This window comes from Rhodococcus wratislaviensis (genome assembly GCF_041228765.1).
Classification (GTDB): Bacteria; Actinomycetota; Actinomycetes; order Mycobacteriales; family Mycobacteriaceae; genus Rhodococcus_F; species Rhodococcus_F wratislaviensis.
On sequence record NZ_CP150488.1, the window covers coordinates 6,382,892 to 6,397,017 of the forward strand.

The following is a 14,126-nucleotide window of genomic DNA, read 5'->3' on the forward strand; positions in this document are numbered from 1 at the left end:
AACTCTAGAACTCTAACAGTGGCAACTGAACGCACAGTTGGGAGACCTGCGGCAGTGCTGCCCGTACAGCCGCAAATGGCCGCAGTACAGCGCGAGGCTGTACTGCGGCCATCTACTGGCTAGCGGTGATAGCTCACAGCTCGGTGGCGGTACCACCGGCAGCAGCGATCTTCTCCTTGGCGGAGCCGGTGAACTTGTCGACCGTCACCTGGACGGCGACAGTCAGGTCGCCGTCGCCGAGAACCTTGACGAGCTGGTTCTTGCGAACGGCACCCTTCGCAACGAGGTCCTCGACCGTGACCTGTCCACCCTCGGGGAACAGACGAGCGATGTCGCCGACGTTGACGACCTGGTACTCGGTGCGGAACGGGTTGGTGAAGCCCTTGAGCTTGGGCAGACGCATGTGCAGCGGCATCTGTCCACCCTCGAAGGCGGCGGGCACGTTCTTGCGGGCCTTGGTGCCCTTCGTGCCGCGACCGGCGGTCTTGCCGCGCTTGCCGCCTTCACCACGACCGACACGAATCTTGTCGGACTTGGCTCCCGGCGCGGGGCGCAGGTGATGCAGTTTGATGGTCATGGTTAGACCTCCTCAACTGTGACGAGGTGGCGCACCACGTTGATCAGACCGCGGTTCTGGGCATTGTCCTCGCGGACAACCGTCTGACGGATGCCCTTCAAGCCGAGGGTGCGCAGCGAGTTCCGCTGATTCTGCTTGGTACCGATGGTGCTCTTGATCTGAGTGACCTTGAGTTCGGCCATTACTTCACGCTCCCAGCCTGTGCGCGCGCACGCAGCATGCCGGCGGGTGCCACGTCTTCGAGGGGGAGACCGCGGCGAGCCGCAACTTCCTCGGGACGCTGCAGACCCTTGAGCGCAGCAACGGTCGCATGCACGACATTGATGGCGTTGTCGCTACCGAGCGACTTCGACAGGATGTCGTGGATACCGGCGCACTCCAGCACGGCACGCACCGCGCCACCGGCGATGACACCGGTACCGGGGCTTGCCGGACGCAGCATGACGACGCCCGCTGCGGCCTCACCCTGAACCGGGTGCGTGATGGTGCTGCCGATCATCGGAACGCGGAAGAAGCTCTTGCGAGCCTCCTCGACGCCCTTCTGGATGGCCGCAGGAACTTCCTTGGCCTTGCCGTAGCCGACGCCGACGAGTCCGTTGCCGTCGCCCACGATCACCAGAGCGGTGAAGCTGAAGCGACGACCACCCTTGACGACCTTCGACACGCGGTTGATCGTGACGACGCGCTCGATGTGGTTCGACTTCTCGGCCGACTGTCCGCCGCGACGATCGTCGCGACCGCCACCACGACGGTCGCCGCCGCCGCGGTTGTCCCCGGTGTTGGGGCCATTCTGTCCGGCGGGTCCGCTTCCGCCGTCACGCCTCTGACGTCCCGGCATCAGGCTGTCCTTCCGTTCATGTACTCGGTCTTGGTCATCAGAACTTCAACCCGCCTTCGCGAGCTGCGTCCGCAAGGGCCGCGATGCGACCGTGGTAGCCGTGTCCACCGTGGTCGAACACGACGGCCTCGACACCGGCTGCCTTCGCGCGCTCGGCGATCAGCTGACCGACCTTCGCACTGAGAGCCTTCTTGTCGCCGTCCGCTGCACGCACGTCGGCCTCGGTGGTCGACGCCGCAGCCAGGGTGTGGCCTGCGAGGTCGTCCACGAGCTGGACGTGGATGTGGCGCGAGGACCGGTTGACGACCAGGCGGGGACGCTCGGGCGTGCCGGAGACCTTCTTGCGGAGACGGAAGTGACGACGCACCTTCGACAGGCGACGCTTCGTGGACGCATCCTTGCCGAGCGGAATCCGCTTGGCTTTCTGGTTTGCAGTCTGGCTCATATCACTTACCCGTCTTTCCGACCTTGCGGCGGATCTGCTCACCCTCGTAACGCACGCCCTTGCCCTTGTACGGGTCCGGACGACGGAGACGACGGATGTTGGCCGAGATCTGCCCGACCTTCTGCTTGTCGATGCCCGACACCGAGAACTTGGTGGGCGACTCGACCGCGAAGGTGATGCCTTCCGGAGCCTCGATCGGGACCGGGTGGCTGTAGCCGAGTGCGAACTCGAGGTCCTTGCCCTTGAGAGCAACGCGGTAACCGACGCCGTGAATCTCCATCTTGGTGGTGTAACCGTCGGTGACACCGGTGATGAGGTTCTGCACCAGGGTGCGAGACAGGCCGTGCAGCGCGCGGCTGCGACGCTCGTCGTCCGGACGGGTCACGCTGAGCGTGCCGTCGTCGTTCTTCGCAATGGCAATCGGCTCGGAGATCGTCAGGGCCAGCGTGCCCTTGGGACCCTTGACCGTGACGTCCTGGCCGTCGATCGAGACGTCGACGCCGCCGGGGACGGTGACGGGAATCTTTCCAATACGCGACATTGTGGTGGCCTCCCTTACCAGACGTAGGCGAGGACTTCCCCGCCCACTCCTTGATTGGCCGCCTGGCGATCGGTGAGCAGGCCGGTGGACGTGGAAATGATCGCCACGCCGAGGCCGCCCAGAACCTTGGGCAGGTTGGTGGACTTCGCGTACACACGCAGACCGGGCTTGGAGACGCGACGCACGCCGGCAAGGCTGCGCTCACGGCTCGGGCCGTACTTCAGGTCGACGATGAGGGTCTTGCCCACCTCGGCGTCTTCGGTGCGGTAGTCGGCGATGTAACCCTCGCGCTTGAGGATCTCGGCGATGTTCGCCTTGATCTTCGAGTGGGGCAACTTCACCTCATCGTGGTACGCCGTGTTGGCGTTGCGCAGACGCGTCAAGAAGTCTGCGATGGGGTCGGTCATGGTCATGAGGTTGACCTCTACCTTTCTCACAACGGTTCCCTCTGCCGTTTCCGGCGCAGGCCTATCGCGAAGTAGGTCTTACGTTTCCCGGTCCGAGGTTACGAACCGGAAGTCTGTGGGGGTGACGCCGCCGCCGGAGAGGGCAACGGCGTCACCGGCTCACCAGGAGCTCTTGTGAACGCCGGGCAGCTCGCCGGCGTGCGCCATCTCACGGACGCAGATTCGGCACAGGCCGAACTTGCGGAACACCGAGTGCGGACGGCCGCAGCGCTGGCAGCGGGTGTAGGCGCGCACCGCGAACTTGGGCTTCTTGTTGGCCTTGTTGACCAATGCCTTCTTAGCCATTAGCTCAGTTCTCCTTGAACGGGAAGCCGAGGTGCTTCAGCAGGGCACGGCCTTCTTCGTTGTTGGTCGCGGTGGTCACCACGGTGATGTCCATGCCGCGCGGGCGGTCGATCTTGTCCACGTCGATCTCGTGGAACATCGACTGCTCGTTCAGGCCGAACGTGTAGTTGCCGTTGCCGTCGAACTGGTTGCCCGACAGGCCGCGGAAGTCCCTGATGCGGGGAAGCGCGACGGACACGAGACGGTCCAGGAACTCCCACATGCGGTCGCCACGCAGCGTGACGCGGGCACCGATCGGCATTCCCTCGCGGAGCTTGAACTGCGCGATGGACTTGCGTGCCTTGCGGATCTCGGGCTTCTGACCGGTGATCAGAGCGAGATCGTTGACGGCACCGTTGATCAGCTTGGCGTCGCGCGCGGCGTCACCGACACCCATGTTGACGACGACCTTGACGACGCCGGGGATCTGCATCACGTTGGCGTAGTCGAACTCGGTGTTCAGCGCAGCCTTGATCTCCTCGCGGTAGCGAGTCTTCAGGCGCGGCTGGATCTTGTTCTCAGTGGAGGTCATGTCAGATGTCCTTCCCGTTCTTCCGGGAAATCCGAACGCGCTTGCCGGACTCTTCGTCGGTCCGGTAGCCCACGCGAGTGGGGTTGCCGTCCGAGTCGACGACCGCGACGTTGGAAACGTGGATCGGGGCTTCCTGCGTGACGATGCCGCCGGAGGAAGCTCCGCGCTCGTTCGCGGAAACCGCGGTGTGCTTCTTGATGCGGTTCACGCCTTCGACGAGGACCTTGTTGGTCGCGGGGTAGGCCTGGATGACCTTGCCCTTCGCGCCCTTGTCCTTGCCGGCGATGACCAGCACGGTGTCACCCTTGTGCACCTTCATCACAGCACCTCCGGGGCGAGCGAGACGATCTTCATGAACTTCTTCTCACGCAGCTCACGGCCGACGGGGCCGAAGATGCGGGTGCCACGGGGATCGTTGTCCGGCTTGATGAGGACGGCGGCGTTCTCGTCGAACTTGATGTACGACCCGTCCGGACGGCGACGTTCCTTGGTGGTACGGACGATGACGGCCTTGACGACCTCGCCCTTCTTAATGTTTCCACCCGGGATGGCGTCCTTGACGGTGGCGACGATGATGTCACCGATCCCGGCGTAGCGGCGAGACGAACCACCGAGAACGCGGATGCAGAGAATCTCCTTGGCACCCGTGTTGTCGGCGACGCGCAGCCGCGACTCCTGCTGAATCACTTACTTCTCCTTGACCTGGACTGTTGCACGGCAGATTTCCGACCCGACGTGCGCGGTCTGCACCCGTGCCCTGCGAGAGGGGCCGCCCGGGTGGGCGGCACAACGGTGGGGTTGCCGTGCGTCTGCCGCAAGGCAACCCCACCATCGTACTGGATGCATAATTCGGTTTCTTACTTGGCCTTCTCGAGGACCTCGACGAGACGCCAGTGCTTGGTCGCGGACAGCGGACGGGTCTCCATCAGCTGCACGCGGTCACCGATGCCTGCGACGCCGTTCTCGTCGTGCGCCTTCACCTTGCTGGTGCGCCGGATGATCTTGCCGTAGAGCGGGTGCTTGACCCGGTCCTCGAGCTCGACCACGATCGTCTTCTCCATCTTGTCGGAGACGACGTATCCGGTGCGGACCTTGCGGCTGCCGCGCTCTTCAGTGCTCACTGCTTTTTCCTCACTCATGCCGCGTCACCTGCGTCCGGACCAACGGCCAGCCCGAGCTCACGCTCACGCAGAACGGTGTAGATACGCGCGATCTCGTGACGAACGGTACGAAGTCGACGGTTGTTGTCCATCTGACCCGTGGCCATCTGGAAACGAAGGTTGAACAGCTCTTCCTTCGACTCACGAAGCCGGGTGACCAGCTCTTCTTCGGTGAGCTCGCGGAGCTCTGCGGCTGGGGTTCCAGTAGCCATCAGAACTGCTCCTCCCTTGTCACGATCCGGCACTTGCACGGGAGCTTGTGCATCGCGCGGCGCAGGGCCTCACGAGCGATCTCCTCATTGGGGTAGCTCATCTCGAACATCACGCGACCGGGCTTGACGTTCGCGATCCACCACTCGGGCGAACCCTTACCGGAACCCATGCGGGTTTCGGCCGGCTTCTTGGTGAGGGGGCGATCCGGGAAGATGTTGATCCAGATCTTGCCGCCACGCTTGATGTGCCGGGTCATGGCGATACGAGCGGACTCGATCTGCCGGTTGGTGATGTAGGCCGGCTCGAGAGCCTGGATGCCGTAGTCACCGAAGGTCACCTGGGTTCCACCCTTGGCGGCACCCGAACGGCTCGGATGGTGCTGCTTGCGGTGCTTGACCCGCCGTGGGATCAACATGCGTCAGCCCTCCTTCTGTTCAGTCGTAGCGGGTGCATCGGCGGTGGCGGTCGCTGCGCGGCCGGCCTCGGTGCTGGTCGCGGTGGTGCCGGTGGCACCGGAACGACGGGGACGGCTCGGACGCTCACGGCGCGGGCGGTCGCCTGCGGGAGCAGCCACGTTGGCGGCCAGCTCACGCTTGCCACCGACGATGTCGCCCTTGTAGATCCAGACCTTCACGCCGATGCGGCCGAAGGTGGTCTTGGCCTCGTAGAGGCCGTAGTCGATGTCCGCGCGAAGCGTGTGCAGCGGCACACGGCCTTCGCGGTAGAACTCCGACCGGGACATCTCGGCGCCGCCGAGACGACCGGAGCACTGAACGCGGATTCCCTTGACGTTCGGCTGACGCATGGCCGACTGGATGGCCTTGCGCATGGCGCGACGGAAGGCGACACGGTTCGAGAGCTGCTCGGCCACACCCTGTGCGACGAGCTGAGCCTCGGCCTCGGCGTTCTTGACCTCGAGGATGTTCAGCTGGACCTGCTTGCCGGTCAGCTTCTCGAGCTCGGAACGGATGCGATCGGCTTCGGCGCCGCGGCGGCCGATGACGATGCCCGGGCGAGCGGTGTGGATGTCCACACGCACACGGTCACGGGTGCGCTCGATCTCGACCTTCGCGATGCCCGCGCGCTCCATGCCGGTGGCGAGGAGCTTACGGATCGCGACGTCTTCCTTGACGTACTCCGCGTACTGCTTGTCTGCGTACCAGCGAGACTTCCAGTCGGTGGTGATGCCGAGGCGGAAGCCGTGCGGGTTGATTTTCTGGCCCACTACTGAGCACTTCCCTTCCGGCGATTACGGGTCGATGTTCCGGTCTTCGGCAGGCTCTCCACGATCACGGTGATGTGACTGGTGCGCTTGCGGATACGGAACGCACGTCCCTGTGCACGCGGCTGGAACCGCTTGAGGGTCGCGCCCTCGTCCACGAACGCCGTGGCGACGACAAGCGTGCTCGGGTCGAGGTCGAGGTTGTTCTCGGCGTTGGCTGCTGCGGAGGCGATCACCTTGGCGACCGGCTCGCTCGCTGCCTGCGGCGCGAACTTCAGGATGTTCAGGGCGTCTTCAACCGAACGCCCGCGGACCAGGTCCACAACACGACGCGCCTTCATCGGCGTGACGCGCACGTGGCGCGCTACTGCCTTGGCGGTCGGGTTGGCGGTTTCGGTGTTGCTCATCGCCTCTTCGCCTTCCGATCATCCTTGATGTGACCCTTGAACGTGCGGGTCGGTGCAAACTCTCCGAGCTTGTGTCCGACCATCGAGTCGGAAACGAACACGGGGACGTGCTTGCGGCCGTCGTGAACCGCAAACGTGTGGCCGATGAAGTCCGGGATGATCGTGGAACGACGGGACCAGGTCTTGATGACCTGCTTGGTTCCCTTTTCGTTCTGCACGTCCACCTTCGCGAGGAGGTGGTCATCGACGAACGGGCCCTTCTTGAGGCTGCGTGGCATCCTTCACTCCCTCCTAGCGCTTGTTCTTGCCGGTACGGCGACGACGGACAATGAGCTTGTCGCTCGCCTTGTTCTTGCGGGTGCGGCCCTCGGGCTTGCCCCACGGGCTGACCGGGTGGCGACCACCGGAGGTCTTACCCTCACCACCACCGTGCGGGTGGTCGACCGGGTTCATCACGACACCACGGACGGTCGGGCGCTTGCCCTTCCAGCGCATACGGCCGGCCTTGCCCCAGTTGATGTTCGACTGTTCGGCGTTGCCGACCTCACCGATCGAGGCGCGGCAGCGAACGTCGACACGACGGATTTCGCCGGACGGCATACGCAGCGTGGCGTAGGTGCCTTCCTTACCGAGCAGCTGGATGCTGGATCCGGCCGAGCGGGCCATCTTGGCGCCGCCACCCGGGCGGAGTTCCACCGCGTGGATGGTGGTACCCGTCGGGATGTTGCGCAGGGGCAGGTTGTTGCCGGGCTTGATGTCGGCGCCTGCGCCGGACTCGACCGGAGCACCCTGAACCAGGCCCTTGGGGGCGATGATGTAGCGCTTCTCGCCGTCCGCGTAGTGCAGCAGGGCGATACGCGCGGTGCGGTTGGGGTCGTACTCGATGTGAGCGACCTTGGCCGGCACGCCGTCCTTGTCGTTGCGACGGAAATCGATCAGCCGGTAGGCGCGCTTGTGTCCGCCACCCTTGTGCCGGGTGGTGATACGACCGTGTGCGTTACGTCCACCGCGTCCGTGGAGCGGGCGAACCAGCGACTTCTCGGGGGTCGACCGAGTGATCTCGGCGAAGTCCGAGACGCTCGAGCCACGACGGCCCGGGGTAGTCGGCTTGTACTTACGGATTGCCATGAGTCTTCTCGTCCTCTATGTCTCGTCAAGTCCCGGGCGCTTTACGCGACCGGTCCTCCGAAGATCTCGATGGGCTTGCTGTCGGCCGAGAGGGTCACGAGCGCGCGCTTGGTGTCCTTGCGCTTGCCGTAACCGAACCGGGTCCGCTTGCGCTTGCCCTGACGGTTGGCGGTGTTGACGCTGGTCACGGTGACGCCGAAGATCTTCTCGACGGCAATCTTGATCTGCGTCTTGTTCGAGTCCGGGTGCACCAGGAAGGTGTAGGTGCCTTCCTCGATCAGTCCGTAGGACTTCTCGGAGATGACCGGGGCGAGCAGGATGTCGCGGGGATCGGCGATGGTGCTCACTTGCCCTCCTCCTTGTTCTCTTCCTGGGCGGTCTCGGCGGGCCCGTGGATGAACGCGTTCAGCGCCTCGACGCTGAACACGACGTCATCGCTGTTGAGCACGTCGTAGGTGTTGAGCTGGTCGGGTGCGATGGGGTGCACGCCGTCCAGGTTCTGCACGCTCTTCCAGGCCGCGATGTCCTCGCGTCCGACGACGAGCAGGACCTTCTTGCGATCCGAGATCTCGCCGAGGAAGGTGCGGGCAGTCTTCGTGGACGGAGTCTGACCGGCAACCAGTTCGGTGATCACGTGGATGCGCTCGTTGCGGGCCCGGTCGGAGAGGGCTCCGCGCAGGGCGGCGGCCTTCATCTTCTTGGGAGTCCGCTGGCTGTAGTCGCGCGGCTGCGGGCCGTGGACGGTGCCACCGCCGGCGAACTGCGGTGCACGGGTCGAGCCCTGACGAGCGCGGCCGGTGCCCTTCTGGCGGTACGGCTTCTTGCCACCGCCGCGAACCTCGCCGCGGGTCTTGGTGGCGTGGGTGCCCTGGCGTGCAGCAGCGAGCTGCGCGACGACAACCTGGTGGAGAAGCGCGATGTTGGCAGGCGCGTCGAAGATCTCCGCGGGGAGATCGACGGTGCCGTTGGTCTTGCCGCCGGCGACCTTGACGTCCAACGTCAGCTTGGTCGTCGATGTCTCGGTGCTGGTCATGCTCGTGCACCACCCTTCACTGCACTCTTGACGATCACGAGGCCACCCTTGCGGCCGGGGATCGCACCCTTGATCAGCAGCAGGCCGTTCTCGGCGTCCACCTTGTGAACGGAGAGGTTCTGCGTCGTGATGCGGTCGCTACCCATGCGGCCGGACATGCGCATGCCCTTGAACACGCGGCCCGGAGTGGCGCAACCACCGATGGAACCGGGGCGACGGTGAACGGCCTGCGCACCGTGCGACGCACCCTGACCGGCGAAGCCGTGGCGCTTCATGGTTCCGGCGAAGCCCTTACCCTTGCTGGTTCCGGTGACGTCGACGTAGGCGCCGTCCTCGAAGACCTCGGCGGTAAGTTCCTGGCCGACCTCGTACTCCGAGGTGTCGGCAACGCGGAGCTCCACAACGTGGCGGCGCGGGGTGACGCCGGCCTTGGCGAACTGGCCGGAAGTCGGCTTGTTCACCTTGCGCGGGTCGATGGCGCCGAACGCGAGCTGCACGGCGCTGTAGCCGTCACGCTCTTCGGTACGAATCTGGGTCACGACGTTCGGTCCGGCCTTCACGACGGTGACCGGAACGACCCGGTTGTTCTCGTCGAAGACCTGGGTCATGCCGAGCTTGGTGCCCAGGATTCCCTTGATCTTGGTATCAGTCATTGTTTTTGTCTCCGCCGCGCTCACTGAATGTTGACGTCGACGCTGGCCGGAAGGTCGATGCGCATGAGCGCGTCAACCGTCTTGGGCGTCGGGTCGAGGATGTCGATAAGCCGCTTGTGAGTACGCATCTCGAAGTGCTCGCGCGAGTCCTTGTACTTGTGCGGCGAGCGGATGACGCAGTACACGTTCTTTTCGGTCGGCAACGGCACGGGTCCAACGACGCGGGCCCCGGTACGGGTCACCGTCTCGACGATCTTGCGCGCTGACGCGTCGATCGCCTCATGGTCGTAGGCCTTGAGCCTGATGCGGATCTTCTGTCCCGCCACGCTTAGTGTCCTTTTCTTGCCGCGTTTCGTAGTCCCACCCGAGTCGGGCCGAACTACCTCGTCTGCACAGTCCCTTACCTGGGCCGCAACTGTCCGAACGCTAGGCGACCGGGACACACCCCGATCCGCTGCCGCTGTTCATCTGTCATGGTTCTCCGGTACACGCGGTCGGGCGTGTCGCCCTCCCACTCATTCTCCGACCCGGAACTTTTCAGCTTTTCGGGCCGGGAACGCGTACCGGATGCACTCGAATTCGAGTGCCAGTAGGTACTGCTTCCGTCTTGCATGTGGCCGCGAGCAGGTCATAGTGATCTACACCGCGACGTTTCACCCCACCTGTTTCGGGCCGCAAACGATCGCGTCCCAGACAAGGCAACCCGACCAGTATGCCGTACCGGGCGGGAGACTTCAAACCGGGCTCCATCCCTCCCGCCATCGCCCGAACTTACTCTGAAGTAAGATGTGGCGATGACGACCTCGAGTCCCACGTACGCCGCGTGGCAGAAGCTCCCCGACAACGCGCTCGGACATGCCCTCTTCTCCGTCGGCATGTGTCTCCGCGTCCCCTACTTCGGCTCGGTACTCCCCCGCGTCGTCGAGATGCGGCCCGGCCGCTGCGAGGTCCGCGCCCCGAAATGGTGGGGCGTCCGCAACCACCTGGGCACGTTCCACGCGATCGCGGCGTGCAATCTCGCCGAGGCCGCCATGGGCATGCTGTCCGAGGCGACCGTGCCCTCGACCCACCGGTGGATCCCGAAATCGATGACGGTCGACTACCTCGCCAAGGCGAACGGAACGCTGCGCGCCGTCGCGGAACTGCCGGACCTGCCGGACTTCACCGCGATCACCGCGGGCGCCGACGTCGTCGTGCCGGTGCGCATTTTCGACGGACAAGGGGTAGAAGTGGTCCACGCCGACATCACGACGTGGGTCACGCCGCGGTAGAACGCGAAAGGCGCATGTCGAAGGTCACATTCGTCCTGGAGTTCGCGGAAGCGACCCGAATTGCCGTGTGGCACATCCCCGGAGCCGGAACGTCGCGGCACAGCACGACCTTCCGGCCGGACGGGACGGGTTTCCGCGGTGCTCGCCGAGGCCGAAGTGGTACAGACGTCCGGCATTCATCGCGTACCTGTCTTCACGCGTTACAGAAGATTTCCCCTCCCGTTCCTCGGACGCGAAGGTGTTCCCCGGTCTGCCTTGATCACCCTCTTCGCGTGACATACTCGGGACATGCCAGCAGCTGACACCGCCGTTCTTGTCGAGGGAATCGAGAAATCCTTCGGTGACGTAGCAGCGTTGCGGGGTGTGAGCTTCGAGGTGCCCCGCGGCACGGTCCTGGGCATCCTGGGCCCCAACGGCGCAGGGAAGACCACCACCGTCAACGTGCTGTCCACTCTGCTGCGACCCGATGCGGGCCGCGCGTTCGTCGCCGGCCACGACGTCGTCGAGGAGTCGGCGAACGTCCGTCGCAGCATCATGATGACGGGCCAGTACGCCGCACTCGACGAGTCGCTGACCGGCCGCGAGAATCTGGTGCTCTTCGGCCGCCTGATGGGCCTGCCCAAGGCGTCCGCGAAATCGCGCGCGCAGGACCTACTGACACAGTTCGATCTGATCGAGGCCGGCGACCGGAAGGTGTCCGGATATTCCGGAGGTATGCGCCGGCGGGTCGACATCGCCTGTGGCCTGGTGATCCGCCCCGAGGTGGTGTTCCTCGACGAGCCCACCACCGGCCTCGACCCCCGCAGCCGTCAGGGCGTGTGGTCCCTCGTGTCCGCGCTGAAGGAGCAGGGCATCACGATCCTGCTGACCACGCAGTACCTCGAAGAGGCCGACCTGCTGAGCGACAACATCGTCGTCATCGACAAGGGCACCGTGATCGCCGAGGGCACGGCCGACGAACTGAAGGCCCGGACCGGCGGAAGCTATTGCGAGGTCGTCCCGGTGAGTCTCGACGACCTGCCGCGCGTCCGGGAGATCCTCACGAGCCTGTGCCCACCCGGCCGGGTCATCGAAGAAGGCACCGACCGGTTGTCGATTCCCGCCGAACACGGCGCCCAGACCCTCGCCGAGGTTCTGCGCCGCCTCGACCTCGCCGGGGTCACACTCGCCGACATCGCCCTGCGGCGCCCGTCCCTCGACGACGTCTTCCTCTCCCTCACCGGTCACGTCCGCGTCGACGAGAGCCTGCCGTCGTGACGGCGCCCGCCCAGCTCGGATTCGAGAGTGCCCTCGAGGGCAGGCACCGGCGACCACATCCCTCGACCGTCCAGCAGTGGATTGCGCTGTCCCAGCGGAACCTGCACACGATGTGGGTATTCGGTCAGTTCTTCATCGCGGTATTGGCGCCGTTGATCTTCACCATCGGCTTCTACCTACCGCTGCGCCTGGTGATGAAGTTCCAGGGCATCGACTACGCGCAGTTCGTCATGCCGATCATCGTCCTGCAGGCCATGGCGTTCACCGCGATCTCGGCGGCGCACCGCGCGGCCACCGAGGCGTCGAACGGAATGAACGCCCGGTTCCAGACGATGCCGGTCGGGGCGGCGGTCCCACTGGCATCGCGCATGACCGCGTGCCTCGTGCACTCGACGATCTCTCTGGTCGCCGCGATCGGATACGGATATGCGATCGGCTTCCGGTTCGCAGGCGGCTTCGCGCTGACCGCGGCGTTCTGCGGTCTGGCGATGCTGATCGGGTTCACGCTCACGACGGGCGCCGACGCACTCGGCACCCTGACCCGGAGCCCCGAGGTCACCAGTCAGGCGTTGACACTCCCCCAGTTGATCCTCGGCATGTTCTCCTCGGGTTTCGTTCCGGTGACGCAGTTCCCGGAGTGGGCACAGGGCTTCGTGCGGAATCAGCCCATCTCGCAGTTCTCCTCGTCCATGCGTGCCATGACGGAAGGCACGATCACGTTCCAGCAGCTGACACCCACCCTGTTGTGGTGCGGAGGGCTGGCACTGGTCTTCATTCCGTTGTCGATCTGGTCGAATGTGAGGCGCGGATGACCACCGAGTACCGATCCGACACACCGGCGACGGTGACATTCCCCGAGGTGCTCGAACCCCACCCGGAGAACTCCTTCGCCGCGCTCTTCTCACACAGCCTGCTGCAGACCAGACGACTTCTGCTCCGCTGGGCGCGCGACCCGTACACCATGCTTCAGGCGATCGTGTACCCGTCGTTGATGTTGCTGATGTTCTGGGCGGTGCTCGGGATCTCGATCACCAAGGCCACCGGGGTCAACAGCGTGTACGGGACCGTTCCGATGATCACGCTCGTCGGCGCGATGTTCGGATCCATCGCGGGCGGTCTGTCGCTGAAGAAGGAATGGGCGGACGGGCTTCTGAGCCGGTTCTGGGTGCTGCCCGTGCACCGCGCGTCGGGCCTGCTGAGCCGCCTGATGGCCGAATCCGTGCGGATCGTGCTCACCACGGTGCTGATCATCGCCGTCGGTTTCGCCATCGGGTTCCGGTTCGATCAGGGCATTCTCGCCGGTATCGCATTGATGCTGCTGCCGCTGCTGTTCGGGGTGAGTTTCGCGACGATGGTGACCGCACTCGCCGTCAACGCGGCGAAGGCGCCGCTCGTCGAACTCCTCTCCCTGCTGTGCACGCTTCTGCTGTTCTTCAACTCGGGATTCGTACCCACCGGCGCCTACCCCACCTGGCTTCAGCCGTTCGTGGAGAACCAGCCGATGTCGTGCGCAATCGACGCGATGAAGGGACTGTCGATGGGCGGACCCGTCGCGGAACCACTGCTCAAGACCGTCGCATGGTCGCTTGCCGGGCTGCTGATCTTCACCTACCCCGCAGTGCGCGGCTATCGCCGGGCCGCGGGCAACCCGGCGTAGCCCCCTCTCATCCCCCCGAGTTCAGAAGAGTCTGATGCCCGCCAACCGGTGACGCACCGCCGTTGCAGGCGTCAGCAGCCAGTCGACCGTCTCGACGATCCTGCCGACGCGCATCAGTAGCTCGTCGAGATCCTGCTCCGTTGCCGCCAGCGACCCGACGACGCCGTCCACCGACCGGACCGTGCCGGCGAAGGTGTCGAGGCCGTCGGCGAACCTGTCCAGCAACGCGTCGAACCTGCCCAGCACGCGGGCGAATTCGTCGAGGGACGTCCCGATCTCGTGTGCCACCCCGTCGACGCGGCCGATCGTGACGTCGGCATTGAGTGCGGCCTGGGTGAGTCTTCTGATACGGCCGGCCGTGTCGACGCCGGCCGCCGCGTCACCCGTCGGTCTACTCATCG

The 14,126-nt window shown here is 65.0% G+C and carries 26 protein-coding genes; 4 read left to right on the forward strand and 22 right to left on the reverse strand.

Features of this window, described 5'->3' with window-relative positions; genetic code table 11:
• Positions 1-133 precede the first annotated feature (133 nt).
• The 21 genes from rplO to rpsJ all read right to left on the reverse strand — a co-directional run bounded on the left by rplO (position 134) and on the right by rpsJ (position 9,866).
• Positions 134-577, reverse strand: coding sequence for a 50S ribosomal protein L15 (rplO, locus tag WKC72_RS29680; protein ID WP_005239667.1), 444 nt, complete (start codon positions 575-577; stop codon positions 134-136).
• Positions 578-579: 2 nt separating this feature from the next.
• Positions 580-759, reverse strand: a complete 180-nt coding sequence (rpmD, locus tag WKC72_RS29685) for a 50S ribosomal protein L30 (RefSeq protein WP_005253859.1) — start codon at positions 757-759, stop codon at positions 580-582.
• Entirely contained in the window at positions 759-1,415 is a 657-nt protein-coding gene (gene rpsE / locus WKC72_RS29690) for a 30S ribosomal protein S5 (RefSeq protein WP_005239662.1), read from the reverse strand. The genes rpmD and rpsE overlap by 1 nt, the downstream gene beginning before the upstream one ends.
• 37 nt (positions 1,416-1,452) lie before the next feature.
• Positions 1,453-1,860, reverse strand: coding sequence for a 50S ribosomal protein L18 (rplR, locus tag WKC72_RS29695; RefSeq protein WP_005239660.1), 408 nt, complete (start codon positions 1,858-1,860; stop codon positions 1,453-1,455).
• A 1-nt stretch (position 1,861) separates the two neighbouring features.
• Positions 1,862-2,401 carry a 50S ribosomal protein L6 gene (rplF, locus tag WKC72_RS29700; protein ID WP_005239658.1) on the reverse strand — a complete coding sequence of 180 codons (540 nt, stop codon included), beginning with the start codon at positions 2,399-2,401 and terminating at the stop codon, positions 1,862-1,864.
• Positions 2,402-2,415: 14 nt separating this feature from the next.
• Positions 2,416-2,814: a 30S ribosomal protein S8 gene (gene rpsH, locus WKC72_RS29705; RefSeq protein ID WP_005239657.1), complete on the reverse strand. Its 399-nt coding sequence runs from the start codon at positions 2,812-2,814 to the stop codon at positions 2,416-2,418.
• A gap of 153 nt (positions 2,815-2,967) precedes the next feature.
• Positions 2,968-3,153, reverse strand: a complete 186-nt coding sequence (locus WKC72_RS29710; protein WP_005239644.1) for a type Z 30S ribosomal protein S14 — start codon at positions 3,151-3,153, stop codon at positions 2,968-2,970.
• A 4-nt stretch (positions 3,154-3,157) separates the two neighbouring features.
• Positions 3,158-3,724: a 50S ribosomal protein L5 gene (gene rplE, locus WKC72_RS29715; RefSeq protein ID WP_005239642.1), complete on the reverse strand. Its 567-nt coding sequence runs from the start codon at positions 3,722-3,724 to the stop codon at positions 3,158-3,160.
• A gap of 1 nt (position 3,725) precedes the next feature.
• Entirely contained in the window at positions 3,726-4,043 is a 318-nt protein-coding gene (rplX, locus tag WKC72_RS29720; protein ID WP_005239640.1) for a 50S ribosomal protein L24, read from the reverse strand.
• Positions 4,043-4,411 carry a 50S ribosomal protein L14 gene (rplN, locus tag WKC72_RS29725; protein ID WP_005239639.1) on the reverse strand — a complete coding sequence of 123 codons (369 nt, stop codon included), beginning with the start codon at positions 4,409-4,411 and terminating at the stop codon, positions 4,043-4,045. Before rplN ends, rplX begins: the two co-directional genes overlap by 1 nt.
• A 170-nt stretch (positions 4,412-4,581) precedes the next feature.
• Positions 4,582-4,863, reverse strand: coding sequence for a 30S ribosomal protein S17 (gene rpsQ / locus WKC72_RS29730; RefSeq protein WP_005239638.1), 282 nt, complete (start codon positions 4,861-4,863; stop codon positions 4,582-4,584).
• Positions 4,860-5,096, reverse strand: coding sequence for a 50S ribosomal protein L29 (gene rpmC / locus WKC72_RS29735; RefSeq protein ID WP_005239637.1), 237 nt, complete (start codon positions 5,094-5,096; stop codon positions 4,860-4,862). The genes rpsQ and rpmC overlap by 4 nt, the downstream gene beginning before the upstream one ends.
• On the reverse strand, positions 5,096-5,512 hold the full coding sequence (gene rplP / locus WKC72_RS29740; RefSeq protein ID WP_005239636.1) for a 50S ribosomal protein L16: 417 nt from the start codon (positions 5,510-5,512) through the stop codon (positions 5,096-5,098). Before rplP ends, rpmC begins: the two co-directional genes overlap by 1 nt.
• 3 nt (positions 5,513-5,515) lie before the next feature.
• The gene (gene rpsC, locus WKC72_RS29745; RefSeq protein ID WP_005239635.1) at positions 5,516-6,322 is read right to left on the reverse strand and encodes a 30S ribosomal protein S3; all 807 of its coding nucleotides are present in this window, start codon (positions 6,320-6,322) and stop codon (positions 5,516-5,518) included.
• Positions 6,322-6,726, reverse strand: a complete 405-nt coding sequence (gene rplV, locus WKC72_RS29750) for a 50S ribosomal protein L22 (protein ID WP_005239634.1) — start codon at positions 6,724-6,726, stop codon at positions 6,322-6,324. Before rplV ends, rpsC begins: the two co-directional genes overlap by 1 nt.
• Complete coding sequence (gene rpsS, locus WKC72_RS29755) at positions 6,723-7,004, reverse strand: 30S ribosomal protein S19 (protein WP_003940820.1); 282 nt, start codon at positions 7,002-7,004, stop codon at positions 6,723-6,725. The genes rplV and rpsS overlap by 4 nt, the downstream gene beginning before the upstream one ends.
• Before the next feature lie 13 nt (positions 7,005-7,017).
• Positions 7,018-7,854 carry a 50S ribosomal protein L2 gene (rplB, locus tag WKC72_RS29760; RefSeq protein ID WP_005239633.1) on the reverse strand — a complete coding sequence of 279 codons (837 nt, stop codon included), beginning with the start codon at positions 7,852-7,854 and terminating at the stop codon, positions 7,018-7,020.
• Between the two features lie 41 nt (positions 7,855-7,895).
• Entirely contained in the window at positions 7,896-8,201 is a 306-nt protein-coding gene (gene rplW / locus WKC72_RS29765; RefSeq protein ID WP_005239632.1) for a 50S ribosomal protein L23, read from the reverse strand.
• The gene (gene rplD, locus WKC72_RS29770) at positions 8,198-8,887 is read right to left on the reverse strand and encodes a 50S ribosomal protein L4 (protein ID WP_037244693.1); all 690 of its coding nucleotides are present in this window, start codon (positions 8,885-8,887) and stop codon (positions 8,198-8,200) included. Before rplD ends, rplW begins: the two co-directional genes overlap by 4 nt.
• Positions 8,884-9,540, reverse strand: a complete 657-nt coding sequence (gene rplC, locus WKC72_RS29775) for a 50S ribosomal protein L3 (protein ID WP_009479366.1) — start codon at positions 9,538-9,540, stop codon at positions 8,884-8,886. The genes rplD and rplC overlap by 4 nt, the downstream gene beginning before the upstream one ends.
• Positions 9,541-9,560: 20 nt before the next feature.
• Positions 9,561-9,866, reverse strand: coding sequence for a 30S ribosomal protein S10 (gene rpsJ / locus WKC72_RS29780; RefSeq protein WP_003938093.1), 306 nt, complete (start codon positions 9,864-9,866; stop codon positions 9,561-9,563).
• Between the two features lie 468 nt (positions 9,867-10,334).
• Here rpsJ and WKC72_RS29785 point away from each other — a divergent pair, with 468 nt between their 5' ends.
• The 4 genes from WKC72_RS29785 to WKC72_RS29800 all read left to right on the forward strand — a co-directional run bounded on the left by WKC72_RS29785 (position 10,335) and on the right by WKC72_RS29800 (position 13,725).
• Positions 10,335-10,811: a hotdog fold domain-containing protein gene (locus tag WKC72_RS29785; protein ID WP_268790966.1), complete on the forward strand. Its 477-nt coding sequence runs from the start codon at positions 10,335-10,337 to the stop codon at positions 10,809-10,811.
• Between the two features lie 288 nt (positions 10,812-11,099).
• Complete coding sequence (locus tag WKC72_RS29790; RefSeq protein ID WP_112302219.1) at positions 11,100-12,068, forward strand: ATP-binding cassette domain-containing protein; 969 nt, start codon at positions 11,100-11,102, stop codon at positions 12,066-12,068.
• Positions 12,065-12,880, forward strand: a complete 816-nt coding sequence (locus WKC72_RS29795) for an ABC transporter permease (RefSeq protein WP_112302218.1) — start codon at positions 12,065-12,067, stop codon at positions 12,878-12,880. The genes WKC72_RS29790 and WKC72_RS29795 overlap by 4 nt, the downstream gene beginning before the upstream one ends.
• Entirely contained in the window at positions 12,877-13,725 is an 849-nt protein-coding gene (locus WKC72_RS29800) for an ABC transporter permease (protein ID WP_128639107.1), read from the forward strand. Before WKC72_RS29795 ends, WKC72_RS29800 begins: the two co-directional genes overlap by 4 nt.
• Positions 13,726-13,746: 21 nt before the next feature.
• On the opposite strand, the gene WKC72_RS29805 is transcribed toward WKC72_RS29800, so the two are convergent.
• Positions 13,747-14,124: a hypothetical protein gene (locus WKC72_RS29805; RefSeq protein WP_370180590.1), complete on the reverse strand. Its 378-nt coding sequence runs from the start codon at positions 14,122-14,124 to the stop codon at positions 13,747-13,749.
• Positions 14,125-14,126 lie beyond the last annotated feature (2 nt).